This window comes from Nisaea sp., assembly GCF_017640745.1.
Classification (GTDB): Bacteria; Pseudomonadota; Alphaproteobacteria; order Thalassobaculales; family Thalassobaculaceae; genus Nisaea.
Genome location: NZ_JAEPQA010000019.1, coordinates 61,184 through 74,270, shown reverse-complemented (window position 1 = coordinate 74,270; position 13,087 = coordinate 61,184). Strand labels below are relative to the sequence as shown.

Here is a 13,087-nt window from a genome sequence, read left to right as displayed (position 1 = left end):
CCCATCGACGCCTCGCTCTCGAAAGACCGCCACCATGCTCTTCGTCCGCCACGGGCAATCCGAATTCAACGTTCACTACGGCGCCACCGGCATAGATCCCGGGATCGAGGATCCGGCGCTGACCGATCTCGGCAAGGCGCAGATCCGCCACTCCGCCGAGGCGCTCGCGGGGCGCGAGATCGATCACATCGTCTCCAGCCCCTACAGACGGGCGCTCGAGACCGCGCATATCCTCGCCGACACCCTCCGCCTGGAGATCCGCATCGACCCGCTGATCCGCGAGCACAATCATTTCGTCTGCGATATCGGCCGCACCCGTTCGGTCCTGCAGCGCGACTGGCCGCATCTCTCCTTCGATCATATCGACGAGCAGTGGTGGACCGAGCACCTCGAGCAGGAGCACGAGGTCTTCGCCCGGGTCGACGCCTTTCTCGACGGCAACCGTGCCCGGGAGGACTGGGACCGGGTGCTCTGCGTCAGTCACTGGGGTTTCATCAAGCGGATGACCGGTCTGCCGGTCGCGAACGGGACCGTGGTCAAGGTCCAGAGGGACGGCGCCGGGGAGGTTGTTCACTCCCCGGATCCGTGATACCCACGCGCCTTCGATTTCCTCCGGCAGAGATGACGAACGATGACCGATTCAGCGACCGACGGGGCGAGCAACGCCATCAACACCTTCTCGATGACGGTGAAGGCGCAGTACATCAAGGATCTTTCCTTCGAGAACCCGAAGGCGCCCATGAGCCTGCGCGCCGACATCCGCCCCGATATCGAGATCGGCGTCGATGTCCGTGCCGAACGCATGGCGGAACAGGTCTACGAGGTCCAGCTCCTGCTCAACGTCAACGGCGTCCACGAGGGCGAAAAGGTCTTCATCCTAGAGCTCAATTATGCCGGCCTGTTCCAGTTCGAGAACGTGCGTCCCGATCAGCTGGAATACGTTCTGATGGTCGAGTGCGCGCGGCTGCTGTTCCCGTTCGGCCGGCAGATCGTCGGCCAGGTCACAACCGACGGCGGCTATCCGCCGCTGCACATCCAGCCGATCGATTTCCTCGGCGTGTTCCAGAAGAACCAATTGCAGCGCGCCCAGAACGGGGGCGTCGATGTCGGCGCAGTCGAGACCGAAGGCAACGCCTGATCACTCGGCCGCGTCGGACCGGTTCCAGATCGGATCCTTGAGTTTCTCCAGCAGCGCCGCATGTGCCGCCAGTTCCTCGGCGCTCGGCGCGTGGGGCCGCGGCGGCCGTGCGACCGACGTCCGGATCTCGGGCATCGCCGCCTCGCCGCCCTTGTCCTCGCGGGCGAGCTCCAGGCCCGGCTGCCGCCCCCCGATCAGCTCCAGATAGACAGACGCCAGCAGATCGGCGTCGACCAGCGCGCCGTGCAGGTCGCGATGCGAGTTGTTGATCTCGAAGCGGCGGCAAAGCGCGTCGAGACTGGCCTGCGCGCCTGGAAATTTCCGCCGCGCCATCGCGAGCGTGTCGATCGCCCGCTCCATCGGCATCGGAGGATGGCCGAGGCGCGTCAGCTCGGCATTCAGGAACGCCATGTCGAACTTGGCGTTGTGGATCACGAAGGTCGCATCGCCGACGAACTCGAGAAACTCGTCGGCGATGCCGGCGAAGTTCGGGAAATCGGCGAGAAACTCGGTGGAGAGGCCATGCACCTCGAAAGCTCCCTGCTCCACCTCGCGCTCGGGATTTATGTAGACGTGGTACTTCTCGCCGGTCGGCACATGGTTCACCAGCTCGATCGCCCCGATTTCGATCACCCGATGGCCCTGCTTCGGATCGATGCCGGTGGTTTCCGTGTCGAGCACAAGTTCACGCATGGCGCACTCCCAGTCGATTCAGTGTCTTCTTGATCATCCGCATCGTCGCCGCCCGGCCGAGCCCGGTGGGCAGGACATAGTCCGCCCGGCGCCGTTTCTCCCGGTCGGGCATCTGTTTCTTCAGGATAGAAGAGAGCCGGGATTCTGTCATGCCGGAGCGGGCAAGAACACGCTGCCGCTGCAGGAAGGCAGGCGCCGAGACGACGTAGACGAAATCGCAGACCTTCTCGCCGCCGGTCTCAAAGAGAAGCGGGATATCCAGCACCGCGGCCCGGCGCCGCGCCCGGCGGTGAAGCGCAAGGAACCTGTCGCGCTCGCGCCGCACCAAAGGATGGACGATCTCTTCCAGATCCGTCAGCGCGGCCGCATCTCCAAAGACCAGCCTTCCGAGGATCTCCCGGTTCACCGCACCCTTCTCGACCGCTTGCGGAAAACGCCGCGCGATCGGCACCACTGCCGCGCCGCCGGCGCGGAAGAGTTTATGGACGGACGCATCGGCATCGTGCACCGGCAGACCGAGACGGCGGAACATCGCCGCCGCGGTGCTCTTCCCCATGCCGATCGATCCGGTCAGGCCGAGAACCAGCATCGCGTCAGACCCGAAGCGCGCCGTGCGTCCGCATGAAATCGAGGAGCGGCAGAAGCGGCAGGCCAAGCACCGTGAAGAAATCGCCTTCGACCGAAGTGAAGAGTTGGGCGCCGACGGATTCCAGCTGATAGGCGCCGACGGAGTCGAGGGCGCGGTCGCCGATCGTGTCCAGATAGGCCCTGATGAACTCCTCCGAAAGCGGACGGACCAGCAGGCTGGCCGTCGAGACATGGTGCCAGATCCGGGTCCCGCCCGCCGACACGACGACAGAGCTGATCAGGGTATGCCGCTTGCCGGAGAGTTTGCGCAGATGTTCCGCCGCACCGGCACGATCCTCCGGCTTGTCAAACCAGCTGCCTTCGAGATCGAGCATCTGGTCAGCGCCGATCACGAGCGCTTCCGGTCGCGCCCGGGAAACCGTGTTCGCCTTCATTTCAGCGAGGAATGTCGCAACCTCCGCCGCGCTCGCGCCCTCGGCCCGGAGGCTGCGCTTGAACTCGGATTCGTCAACGGAAGGCTTGCGGATTTCGACCGGCAGGCCCGCCGCCCGAAGCATGTCCGCGCGGGTCCGGCTGCCGGAGGCCAGCACGACCGGCTTTTCCCCGCTGCCGCTGAGGAGCGTCACATCGAGATCAGTGGACATCAGGACTCCAGTCCGTGGAATTTCGCGTATTTCTGCAGCACAGCCGCCGCCGTCTCCTCGATCGAGCGGCGTGTGACGTCGATCACCGGCCAGCCGGCCTTGGTGAATGTCTTGCGCGCCTCGACCACTTCCTCCCGGACTTTCTCGGGATCTACATAATCGGTCTCGTTGCTGTGCTGGAGCATCAGCATCCGGTTGCGGCGGACCTGGGTCAGACGGTTCGGATCGTTGGTCAGCGCGACGACGAAGGGGCGCTTCAAGGTGTACAGCTCCTTCGGCAACGGCACGCCCGGAACCACCGGTATGTTGGCCGTCGCGTAGCCTCGGTTGGCGAGATAGAGCGAGGTCGGTGTCTTTGAGGTACGCGACACGCCGACGATCACGATGTCGGCCTCCTCGAGATCGTGGATCATCTGTCCGTCGTCATGGGCGAGCGTGTAATCCATCGCCCGGATACGGTTGAAATAGGCGGCATCGAGCTCGTGCTGCCGGCCGGGACGGCCATGGCTTTCCTGTCCGAGGAAATTGCCGAGCGCGTTCACCACCGTGTCGAGGACAGAGATACAGGGCACGCGGCGCTGCTGGCACCCGAGTTCGAGCTGCTCGCGCAGGTCCGGATTGACCAGTGTGAACAGCACCGGACCCGGATAGACGCTGACGGCGGCAAGGACCTTCTCGATATGTCCGGCGGTGCGAACCAGGGACCAGACATGCTCGCGGGCGCGCACGCCCTCGAACTGCACCAGACAGGCGCGGGCCACCTGGTGGTTCGTTTCGCCCGTGGCGTCCGAAACCAGGTGAAGATGGATATCCGAGTCGGTCACCGTTCACACCTTGCTGGGGATAAATCTGTAGGACCTGTTTACAGAATGCGGATTCTCTTCCGAAAGAAAAACTGTACCTCTCGATGCCAGCTCTCGGCCCCGGCTTGTTCGCCAGGGGATAAAACTATACCGCCATCCGGCGAATGGGAGCAGCTTGTCCGGCAAAAGAGATATCCCCGCAATCCCCGTGATTCAGATCGGCGGATGCGTTGCAGGTTGCGACGTTTTTACCGCTCCTTATCCCGATACCGGACCTGTAGGGTCTTGTCCGTACGGTCCTGTGGATCACTTGTGTCCAAACGATAATCCACAGGACTCACAGCATCACTACAATCACTTCCTACTTATTTCTAATAAGATTCTTTGTTAGTGAGTGCGCGCGTTGGCAAACCGAACAGGCGATCCATGACCGAGAAACCGATACTGAAAGCGCTGGCAGGCCAGGTGTCAGATGTTCCCCCGATCTGGCTCATGCGTCAGGCCGGCCGCTATCTGCCGGAATATCGGGAGGTCCGAAAGCAGGCGGGATCCTTCGTCGACCTCTGCCTGAACCCGGAAATGGCCGCGGAGGTCACCCTGCAGCCGATCCGGCGTTTCGAGATGGACGGCGCCATTCTCTTCTCCGATATCCTGATCGTGCCCTATGGCCTCGGTCAGCCGTTGAAATTCGTCGAGGGCAGGGGGCCGGTGCTGGAACCGGTGCGCGACCGGGCTGCACTTTCGAGCCTGGATCCGTCTGCTGTCTCGAACCGTGTCGGCAATGTCTACGAAACCGTGTCGCGGGTCCGCGAGGCTCTGCCGGCGGAGACCACGCTGATCGGCTTCTCGGGCAGTCCCTGGACGGTCATCACCTATATGGTCGAGGGTGGCAGCAGCAAGGACTATGCAGCGACCAAGCAATGGGCCTACAGCGATCCCGAGGGCTTCCAGGAACTGATCGATATCGTCGTCGAAGGGACGATCATCTATCTGCTCGGTCAGGCGAAGGCCGGAGCGGAGGTTCTGAAACTGTTCGACTCTTGGGCCGGCGTGCTCTCGCCGCGCCTGTTCCGCATGGCAGTCATCGAGCCGACGAAAAAGATCGTCTCCGCAGTGAAAACGGCCTATCCGGATCTGCCGGTCATCGGCTTTCCGCGCGCGGCGGGCGCCAATTACCTCGATTACATTGCGGAGACCGGTGTCGATGCGGTCGCCGTCGACACGGCGATGCCGATCCGCTGGGCGGTTGAGAACATCCAGACCAGGATGCCGATCCAGGGCAATCTCGATCCGATTGCCTTGCTGTCCGGCGGAAAGGGGCTCGATGAGGAGGTGAAGAGCATCCTCGATGCGGCCGCTTCCGGCCCGTTCATCTTCAATCTCGGTCACGGGATCCTGCCGACGACACCGATCGCGCATGTCGAGCAGTTGCTGCGCCAGGTACGGCGCAAGTAGCGGTCCGCCGGGGAGGAGAGCGCGATGAGTTACGAATGGGTGAAGGCGTTCCACGTCATGAGCATGGTGGCCTGGATGGCGGGAATGTTCTATCTGCCGCGGCTCTTCGTCTACCACGCCGATGCGGCGCCCGGCTCCGAACTCTCCGAAACCCTGAAGATCATGGAGCGCCGGCTTCTGCGCGCCATCATCAATCCGGCGATGGTTTCGACCTTCGTTTTCGGGATCTGGATGCTGGTGCTAATCCCCGAATTTCTCTCGGACGGCTGGTTTCACGTCAAACTGGCCTGTCTTTTCCTGCTCACCGGATTTCACGGAATGATGGCCCGCTGGCGCCGCGATTTCGCGGCCGATGCAAATCGTCGCAGTGCGCGCTTCTACCGGATTGCGAACGAAGTCCCGACCGTCCTTCTGATCGTCATCGTCATCATGGTGATCGTGAAACCGTTTTCCTGAATGTTTTCCATTTTTGTCAATTATTGTTGTTTGACACTCGCGGCCGAACTACTGTAATTGACATCAATCGCCGACCGCCGTGGGGCATGGCGTCAGGTCTTCCCGCACAGAACAAATCATAACAGTCAGCTGATAAAGCGACACTCGTGCGGCCTGCTCAACCGGCCGACCTTCCCAAACATTCGTTTTACCTTGTCATCGACAGGACGATGCATCTTCAAGAGCTAAAAGCAAAAACCCCCCAAGATCTTCTTGCCTATGCGGAAGAATTGGAGATTGAGAACGCAAGTGTTCTGCGCAAGCAGGACATGATGTTTGCCATTCTCAAACAGTTAGCTGACAACGATCTTCCGATCTATGGCACCGGCGTTCTTGAAACGCTGCCGGACGGGTTCGGTTTTCTCCGATCTCCCGAGTCCAATTACTTGCCGGGTCCGGACGATATCTATGTCTCTCCCAGCCAGGTGCGGCGCTTCGGGCTGCGCACCGGCGATACGGTCGAGGGACAGATCCGGGCACCGAAAGACGGCGAGCGGTACTTCGCGCTGCTCAAGGTCAACAAGATCAATTTCGAAGACCCGGATGCGGTTCGCCACCGGATCAATTTCGACAATCTGACGCCGCTCTATCCCGAGCAGCGTCTGAATCTCGAGCTTGAGAAGGCTGAGAACAAGCAGCAGGACGTGACCACCCGGGTGATCGACCTGATCTCCCCGCTCGGCATGGGACAGCGCGGTCTTATCGTCGCGCCGCCGCGGACCGGTAAGACGGTCATGCTGCAGAATATCGCCCATGCGATCGCCGAGAACCATCCGGACGCCTACCTGCTCGTGCTTCTGATCGACGAGCGTCCCGAGGAAGTGACCGACATGGACCGGTCGGTGAAGGGGGAGGTCATCAGCTCGACCTTCGACGAACCGGCCGCACGTCACGTCCAGGTCGCCGAGATGGTGATCGAGAAGGCCAAGCGTCTTGTCGAACACAAGCGCGACGTGGTGATCCTTCTGGACTCCATCACCCGCCTCGCACGCGCCTACAACACCGTCGTGCCGTCTTCCGGCAAGGTGCTGACCGGCGGTGTCGACGCGAACGCGCTGCAGCGCCCGAAACGCTTCTTCGGCGCGGCCCGGAACATCGAGGAGGGCGGCTCGCTCACCATCATCGCGACGGCGCTGATCGATACCGGCTCGCGGATGGACGAAGTCATCTTCGAAGAGTTCAAGGGCACCGGCAACTCCGAGATCATTCTCGACCGCAAGCTCGCCGACAAGCGGACCTTCCCGGCCATCGACATCACCCGGTCGGGCACCCGCAAGGAAGAGCTCCTGGTGGACCGGGCGACCCTCAACAAGATGTGGGTCCTGCGCCGCATCCTGACCCAGATGGGCACCGTGGATGCGATGGAGTTCCTGCTCGACAAGCTGAAGGTCTCGAAGAGCAACCAGGATTTCTTCGACGCGATGAATTCCTGATCTGTTCGATAGAGATCAAAGAAAAGGGCGGAGCCATTGGCTCCGCCCTTTCTGTTTGTGCCGGCTCGTCCCGTTACGGAAGAAGGATGGTCGAGCCCGTGGTCTTGCGGGCTTCCAGCGCCTCGTGCGCCGCGCGGGCCTCGGCAAGCGGGAAGGTCTGGTCGATATGGATCTTCACCGCGCCGGACTTGACCGCGTCGAACAGATCGCCGGCGGTGGCCCTGAGGTCCTCGGCCGTCGAGATGTAGTTGAACAGTGTCGGCCGGGTGAAGAAGAGCGAGCCCTTCTGCGCGAAGATGCCGAGATTGACTGGCGGGATCGGGCCGGCCGCCTGGCCGAAGCTGACCATCAGGCCGCGCGGACGGAGGCAATCGAGGGATTTCTCGAAGGTCGTGGCCCCAATCGAGTCATAGACCACCGGAAGCTTCTTCCCGCCGGTGATCTCGATCACCCGCGCGACGAAATCCTCCTCGTTGTAGAGGATCGGGTGGTGACAGCCGTTCGCCTTGGCGATTTCCGCTTTCTCCTTGCTGCCGACGGTGCCGATCACGGTGGCGCCGAGAGAGCTTGCCCACTGGCAGACGATCTGGCCGACGCCGCCGGCGGCCGCGTGGATCAGGATCGTGTCGCCCTTGGCGACCTTGTAGATCTGCCGGATCAGGTACTGCGCCGTCATGCCCTTCAGCATCATCGCGGCCGCGGTCCTGTCGTCGATACCGTCGGGGATCTTCACCACCCGGTCGGCGGCGATGTTGCGGGCCTCGGCATAGGAACCCGGCGGCGGGGAGGCATAGGCGACCCGGTCGCCTTCCTTGAGGTCCGACACGCCGCTGCCGACGGCGGCGACCACGCCGGCGCCTTCCATGCCGATATTGGAGGGCAGGGGCAGGGGATAGAGGCCGCTGCGGTGGTAGGTGTCGATGAAGTTCAGCCCGATGGCGGTGTGCTTGACCTGGATCTCGCCCGCACCCGGCGCTGCGAGATCGACGTCGGTCATCTCGAGCACTTCGGGTCCGCCCGCTTTCTTGAACTGGATAGCCTTGACCATTTTGGTTGTTCCCTTGTTAGCCGTTTTTATCCGAGGTTGGCCTTGAAGAAGTCCGACGTCCGGCCGTTGGCGAGCTTTGCCGCCGCCGCGTCGTAATGGGCACCGCCCTGGCGCGCGAAGGCATGATCCTGGCCTTCATAGACATGCAACGTCACCAGAGGATTACCCGCGAGACCCGCCTTGATCTTCGCCTGCGCCTCTTTCGGCACGAAACCGTCCTCGGAGGCGATATGGGAGAGATAAGGCTTTGAAATATTTGCCGATTCTCCAAGAAGCTCGTCGAGTCCGACGCCATAATAGGAGACATTGCAATCGGCGTCGGAGCGGGTTGCCATCAGATAGGCGAGCTTGCCGCCGAGGCAATAGCCGACGGATCCGGCCTTGCCGGTACAACCATCCATGCCTTTCAGGTGGGACAGCGTCGCCTTCAGATCCTCGACGCCCTTGTCGACGTCGAAGGCGTTGAACAATTCGAAGGCCTTGTCCCATTCCGCCTGGCTCTGGTCGGTGATGTCGATGCCGGGCTCGATACGCCAGAAAATGTCCGGGCAGAGCACATGATAGCCTTCCGCCGCGTAGGCGTCGGCTTGGTCGCGCATGACCTTGTTCACCCCGAAGATCTCCTGGATCAGGACGATCCCTGGCGCCTTGCCGCCGCCCGGAGGCGCGGCGTGATAGGCCTGGAAGCTGCCGCCGTCGGCGGCCTTGACGGTTACATAGGACATGGGTCTCCCTCCCTTGTGATGCAGCCGATTGGCCCCGAGACTAGGCGCGGGCGTCGCGGCCTGTCCACGCTTGTGGTGGAACGAGTGTTCTTCAAAACAGGGAGAGTTGATCGGACTCGTGATCGAGCAGGCGCTGCTTGGTTGCGATCCCTCCGTCACCGGAAAAGCCGGTGAGCTTCCCGTCGCTGCCGACCACCCGGTGACAGGGGATGACGAGCGGGATCGGATTGGCGCCGCAGGCCCCGCCGACCGCGCGGGCGACGCCGCCAACCCGGTCCGCGATCTCGCCATAGGTCAGCAGCTGGCCAAAAGGGATATCCTTCATCGCATCCCAGACGGATTGCTCGAAAGCGGAGCCCCGGTCGTAGGCCAGCGGCAGGTCGAAGACTTTCAGCTTCTTGTCGAAATAGGCACCGATCTGACGCTCGGCCTCAAGCAGGACAGGACTTGTCTCGGAATCGGAACGGTCCGGAGATGTTTCACGTGAAACCCATGTGAGACGGGTGATCGCTCCGTTCTCCTCTGTCAGATGGATCCGGCCGATCGGGCTGTCGAAGCTGTGCTGCCGACGGTCGCTCATCGCCGGGCCTCGAGAATTTCGCGGAAGCGCTCCGGGTCGGTTTCCGGAGGCGTGCAGGTCTGCTCGACGCAGAGATAGGCCGCCGGGCGTCCGTCGACCGGTCCCTTGCCGCGCGCCGGATGACTCTCGGGGAGGGACTCTTCGCCGGAGACGATATCGAGCACCGAGAGCGCCCGGCCTGCCGTGCGCGCTGTCTGGACAAGCGTCCGGCAATCCGTTTCCGCCGGGTCTCCGGCGATAACGATCTGCCGGCCGTGGCGCAGCCATTCGACGCCGTTGAGCAGGCCCGGAAAGCCGACCGGCTGCTGCTGGAAGGAACCCGCGAACGCGCGCGTGATAGCTTCCGCCCTGAGCGCGTAGGTCGCATCCCCGGTCTTCAGCCAGAGCCGGGACAGAACCTCCACCATCGTGCTGTTGCCGGCCGGGGTGACATTGTCGATGGCCGTCTTGGTGCGGATCATCAGGTCGCTCTGGTCGTCCGCTGTGAAGAAATAGGCGCCGTCCTTCGGATCGAGGAAATGATCCTCCAGAAGCGCCGCCCAGGCGATCGCGTGGTCGAGGTAACGCCGATTGCCCGTCGCGGTCTCCAGGGCGAGGGCGGCGAGGCTCATATTGGCGTAGTCGTCGAGAGTCGCCGCATGTTTTGCCCTGCCGTCCCGCCAGGAATGCAGCAGCCGTCCGTCCGCTTCCATGTGCGAGGTGATAATGGTGAAAGCCGTCTCGGCGCGTTCCAGCCATTCTTCCTCGCCGAAGAGGCTGGCGGCGTCCGCCAATGCGGCGATCGTCAGGCCGTTCCAGTCCGCCAGCACCTTGTCGTCCCAGCCGGGTCGGATGCGGCCGTCGCGGATCTTCAGGAGATGCGTCCGTGCGGCCCGGAGTTTTTCCTCGGTTTCGGCCTCGAACGGGCCTTTGCGATGACTGCGGTTGAGGATCGTCGCGCCTTCCCAGTTCCCGCCCGGGATCACGTCGTAATGCGCGGCGAAGAGCGCGGCATCGAGCCCGGCTTCCGTCAGTGCGCGTTCAATCTCCGCCGCATCCCAGACATAGAATTTTCCTTCCACACCCTCACTGTCGGCATCGAGGGAGGAGGCGAAGCCGCCGCTCTCGGAGATCATCTCCCGGAACAGCCAGCCGACGGTCTCGCGGATGCGCTGCTCGTAGAGCGGGCTGGGTTCCTGGCGCTGCATCTCGGTCATCAGCGCGAGCAGCTGGGCATTGTCGTAGAGCATCTTTTCGAAATGCGGCACCAGCCATTCCGCGTCGGTCGAATAGCGCGCGAAGCCGCCGCCGAGATGGTCGTAGATCCCGCCCTCGCACATGGCTGTCACGGTGGTGCGGACCGCCTGGAGCATCTGCCCGTCCCCGGTTCGCTGGCCGGTGCGCCAGAGGAACTTCAGGATCGTCGGCTGGGGGAATTTCGGCGCATCGCCGATCCCGCCGTGCACGGGATCGTGCTCCGCCAGAAAGCGCCGGGCGACCTCGGGCGCGGCCTCAAGCGGGACGCCGTCGCCGGGGTTGCTGGCAAAGACCGCGTCGAGGCGTTGGGAAATGGCGGTGACGTTGCCCGCGACGCGTCCCGGTTCTTCGCGATAGACGCCCGCGACCTGGCGCAGCACGTCGCGGAAGGAGGGACGGCCATAGCGTGGCTCTGGCGGAAAGTAGGTGCCGCCCCAGAAGGGCGCGCCTTCCGGTGTCAGGAACATCGTGAGCGGCCAGCCGCCCTGCTGTCCGGTGATGGCGAGCGCAGTCTGGTAGATCATGTCGAGATCCGGTCGTTCCTCGCGATCGACCTTGACGTTGACGAAGAGCTCGTTCATCACCGCCGCCGTGTCCGGATCCTCGAAGCTCTCGTGGGCCATGACATGGCACCAATGGCAGGCGGCGTAGCCGACCGAGAGCAGGATCGGCTTGTCGGCGGCGCGGGCGGCGGCGATGGTGTCCTCGGACCAGGTCTGCCAGTGCACGGGATTGTCCTTGTGCTGCAGCAGGTAGGGGCTGGTTTCCTTGTCGAGCTCGTTGCGCATGGGGCAGGGTCCGGTCCGGGAGTGAAAACGATCGCCTCCAACCCAAGGTGAGGGCTGAGGGGCCGAAGGTCCAGCGCTGCGAACGGCACGGGAGTCTGCCAGCTGATGAACGGGTCGCCTGACGATACGATCTATGCGCTCGCCTCCGCGGCGGGGCGTGCGGGCGTCGCTGTCTTCCGGGTCTCCGGTCCGGGTGCCTTCGACGGCCTGCAGCGCCTGACGGGCCTTGTCGGGATCGAGCCGCGCTATGCGGTCCGCGCGACCGTGCGGGACGGGGATGAGATCGTCGATGACGGTCTCGTGCTGGCTTTTGCCGCGCCGGCGAGCTTCACCGGCGAGGACATCGTCGAATATCAGCTCCATGGCGGCCGGGCGGTGGAAACCGCGATGCTCCGGGTCCTCGGACAGCAGCCGGGATATCGCATCGCTGAGCCCGGGGAGTTTTCCCGCCGCGCGGTGCTCAACGGAAAGATGGATCTGACCGCGGCAGAAGGCATTGCGGATCTCGTGGACGCGGAAACAGACGCGCAGCGTGTCCAGGCGCGGCGCCAGAGCCGCGGCGCCCTCGGGGCGCTCTACGCGGACTGGCGGGCGCAGATCGTCAAGATCCTCGCTTATATCGAGGCACTGGTGGATTTTCCGGACGAGGACCTGCCGGAAGAAGTCTGGCAGCAGATCCGCGGTCAGATGGACGCGCTGGAAACCGGTATTGCGGCCCATCTCGACGATGGCGGGCGCGGGGAGCGCCTCCGGGACGGACTTCGTATGGCCATCGTCGGCCCCCCGAATGCGGGCAAGTCATCCCTCCTGAACTGGCTCTCCAGAAGGGATGCCGCGATAGTGTCCGATGTAGCGGGTACGACTCGGGACGTGATCGAGGTTCATCTCGACATAAAGGGATTCCCCGTGCTGGTAGCGGATACGGCCGGGCTCCGTGAAAGTATGGATTCGGTAGAGACCGAGGGGATTCGCAGGGCGAGGGCCTGGGCCGCGAGCGCCGATTTGGTGCTCGATCTCCGCGATGCGGCAGAAGAAGCCCTGCCGGCGGAGACCGGAGAAGGTCGGGAGCGCATCCTGGTGGCGACGAAAGCCGATCAGCTCTCCGTCGAGGCCCGGACCCAGCTTCCTGCCGACAGGATCGCGATCTCGGTCAAGACAGGCGAGGGGCTGGACGCGCTTCTGTCCCGGATTGGGGAGGTGGCGGCCGAGTTGATGGATATCGGGGAAGCTCCGGCCCTGACGCGGGCCCGGCACCGCGAGGGCCTTTCGGAGTGTCTCGAGCATCTGCGCCGGGCCGCGGCGCTCGCGGCCTTCGAAGCGGGCGAGGAAGAGGTGGAATACGGTCTCGTCGCCGAGGACCTGCGTCTCGCCGCCCGCGCGCTCGGAAGGGTCACCGGCGCGGTGGATATCGAAGAGATACTGGATCTTGTGTTTTCAGAGTTCTGTATCGGCAAATAAGCG

General features: G+C 63.4%; 14 protein-coding genes. 6 read left to right on the top strand and 8 right to left on the bottom strand.

Annotated features, from left to right (window positions below; translation table 11 throughout):
• Positions 1 to 34 precede the first annotated feature (34 nt).
• Together JJ959_RS14275 and secB are read left to right on the top strand one after the other, a co-directional pair.
• The gene (locus tag JJ959_RS14275) at positions 35 to 589 is read left to right on the top strand and encodes a histidine phosphatase family protein (RefSeq protein WP_292884698.1); all 555 of its coding nucleotides are present in this window, start codon (positions 35 to 37) and stop codon (positions 587 to 589) included.
• A 42-nt stretch (positions 590 to 631) separates the two neighbouring features.
• Positions 632 to 1,138, top strand: coding sequence for a protein-export chaperone SecB (secB, locus tag JJ959_RS14270; protein ID WP_292884695.1), 507 nt, complete (start codon positions 632 to 634; stop codon positions 1,136 to 1,138).
• On the opposite strand, the gene dnaQ is transcribed toward secB, so the two are convergent.
• From dnaQ to JJ959_RS14250, 4 genes are read right to left on the bottom strand one after another with little or no spacing between them, the layout of a single operon-like run.
• Positions 1,139 to 1,831 (bottom strand): DNA polymerase III subunit epsilon, encoded by a 693-nt coding sequence (dnaQ, locus tag JJ959_RS14265; RefSeq protein WP_292884692.1) that lies wholly within the window; start codon positions 1,829 to 1,831, stop codon positions 1,139 to 1,141.
• Entirely contained in the window at positions 1,824 to 2,420 is a 597-nt protein-coding gene (gene coaE / locus JJ959_RS14260) for a dephospho-CoA kinase (protein ID WP_292884689.1), read from the bottom strand. Before coaE ends, dnaQ begins: the two co-directional genes overlap by 8 nt.
• Before the next feature lie 4 nt (positions 2,421 to 2,424).
• Complete coding sequence (locus JJ959_RS14255; protein WP_292884686.1) at positions 2,425 to 3,063, bottom strand: Maf family protein; 639 nt, start codon at positions 3,061 to 3,063, stop codon at positions 2,425 to 2,427.
• Positions 3,063 to 3,887 (bottom strand): pyruvate, water dikinase regulatory protein, encoded by an 825-nt coding sequence (locus JJ959_RS14250; RefSeq protein WP_292884684.1) that lies wholly within the window; start codon positions 3,885 to 3,887, stop codon positions 3,063 to 3,065. The genes JJ959_RS14255 and JJ959_RS14250 overlap by 1 nt, the downstream gene beginning before the upstream one ends.
• A 405-nt stretch (positions 3,888 to 4,292) precedes the next feature.
• Here JJ959_RS14250 and hemE point away from each other — a divergent pair, with 405 nt between their 5' ends.
• The 3 genes from hemE (at position 4,293) to rho (ending at position 7,249) form a co-directional block, all read left to right on the top strand.
• Positions 4,293 to 5,321, top strand: coding sequence for a uroporphyrinogen decarboxylase (hemE, locus tag JJ959_RS14245; RefSeq protein ID WP_292884681.1), 1,029 nt, complete (start codon positions 4,293 to 4,295; stop codon positions 5,319 to 5,321).
• A 24-nt stretch (positions 5,322 to 5,345) separates the two neighbouring features.
• Entirely contained in the window at positions 5,346 to 5,777 is a 432-nt protein-coding gene (hemJ, locus tag JJ959_RS14240) for a protoporphyrinogen oxidase HemJ (protein ID WP_292884678.1), read from the top strand.
• Positions 5,778 to 5,986: 209 nt separating this feature from the next.
• A complete protein-coding gene (gene rho / locus JJ959_RS14235; protein ID WP_292884675.1) occupies positions 5,987 to 7,249 on the top strand; it encodes a transcription termination factor Rho in 1,263 nt (420 codons plus the stop codon).
• A 73-nt stretch (positions 7,250 to 7,322) separates the two neighbouring features.
• On the opposite strand, the gene JJ959_RS14230 is transcribed toward rho, so the two are convergent.
• The 4 genes from JJ959_RS14230 to JJ959_RS14215 all read right to left on the bottom strand — a co-directional run bounded on the left by JJ959_RS14230 (position 7,323) and on the right by JJ959_RS14215 (position 11,626).
• Positions 7,323 to 8,297 carry a quinone oxidoreductase gene (locus tag JJ959_RS14230; RefSeq protein WP_292884672.1) on the bottom strand — a complete coding sequence of 325 codons (975 nt, stop codon included), beginning with the start codon at positions 8,295 to 8,297 and terminating at the stop codon, positions 7,323 to 7,325.
• Between the two features lie 26 nt (positions 8,298 to 8,323).
• Positions 8,324 to 9,022 (bottom strand): dienelactone hydrolase family protein, encoded by a 699-nt coding sequence (locus JJ959_RS14225; RefSeq protein ID WP_292884669.1) that lies wholly within the window; start codon positions 9,020 to 9,022, stop codon positions 8,324 to 8,326.
• A gap of 91 nt (positions 9,023 to 9,113) precedes the next feature.
• Entirely contained in the window at positions 9,114 to 9,602 is a 489-nt protein-coding gene (locus JJ959_RS14220) for a methylated-DNA--[protein]-cysteine S-methyltransferase (protein WP_292884666.1), read from the bottom strand.
• Positions 9,599 to 11,626, bottom strand: coding sequence for a thioredoxin domain-containing protein (locus JJ959_RS14215; protein WP_292884663.1), 2,028 nt, complete (start codon positions 11,624 to 11,626; stop codon positions 9,599 to 9,601). The genes JJ959_RS14220 and JJ959_RS14215 overlap by 4 nt, the downstream gene beginning before the upstream one ends.
• A gap of 105 nt (positions 11,627 to 11,731) precedes the next feature.
• Between JJ959_RS14215 and mnmE the strand changes: the two genes are divergently transcribed.
• Complete coding sequence (mnmE, locus tag JJ959_RS14210) at positions 11,732 to 13,084, top strand: tRNA uridine-5-carboxymethylaminomethyl(34) synthesis GTPase MnmE (RefSeq protein ID WP_292884659.1); 1,353 nt, start codon at positions 11,732 to 11,734, stop codon at positions 13,082 to 13,084.
• The last annotated feature ends 3 nt before the right edge of the window (positions 13,085 to 13,087 follow it).

Bases quoted from the DNA above. Each gene is read 5' to 3' on its own strand.
- JJ959_RS14275 (WP_292884698.1), top strand. From the start codon at position 35: ATGCTCTTCGTCCGCCACGGGCAATCCGAATTCAACGTTCACTACGGC.
- secB (WP_292884695.1), top strand. From the start codon at position 632: ATGACCGATTCAGCGACCGACGGGGCGAGCAACGCCATCAACACCTTC.
- dnaQ (WP_292884692.1), bottom strand. From the start codon at position 1,831: ATGCGTGAACTTGTGCTCGACACGGAAACCACCGGCATCGATCCGAAG.
- coaE (WP_292884689.1), bottom strand. From the start codon at position 2,420: ATGCTGGTTCTCGGCCTGACCGGATCGATCGGCATGGGGAAGAGCACC.
- JJ959_RS14255 (WP_292884686.1), bottom strand. From the start codon at position 3,063: ATGTCCACTGATCTCGATGTGACGCTCCTCAGCGGCAGCGGGGAAAAG.
- hemE (WP_292884681.1), top strand. From the start codon at position 4,293: ATGACCGAGAAACCGATACTGAAAGCGCTGGCAGGCCAGGTGTCAGAT.
- hemJ (WP_292884678.1), top strand. From the start codon at position 5,346: ATGAGTTACGAATGGGTGAAGGCGTTCCACGTCATGAGCATGGTGGCC.
- rho (WP_292884675.1), top strand. From the start codon at position 5,987: ATGCATCTTCAAGAGCTAAAAGCAAAAACCCCCCAAGATCTTCTTGCC.
- JJ959_RS14230 (WP_292884672.1), bottom strand. From the start codon at position 8,297: ATGGTCAAGGCTATCCAGTTCAAGAAAGCGGGCGGACCCGAAGTGCTC.
- JJ959_RS14225 (WP_292884669.1), bottom strand. From the start codon at position 9,022: ATGTCCTATGTAACCGTCAAGGCCGCCGACGGCGGCAGCTTCCAGGCC.
- JJ959_RS14220 (WP_292884666.1), bottom strand. From the start codon at position 9,602: ATGAGCGACCGTCGGCAGCACAGCTTCGACAGCCCGATCGGCCGGATC.
- JJ959_RS14215 (WP_292884663.1), bottom strand. From the start codon at position 11,626: ATGCGCAACGAGCTCGACAAGGAAACCAGCCCCTACCTGCTGCAGCAC.
- mnmE (WP_292884659.1), top strand. From the start codon at position 11,732: ATGAACGGGTCGCCTGACGATACGATCTATGCGCTCGCCTCCGCGGCG.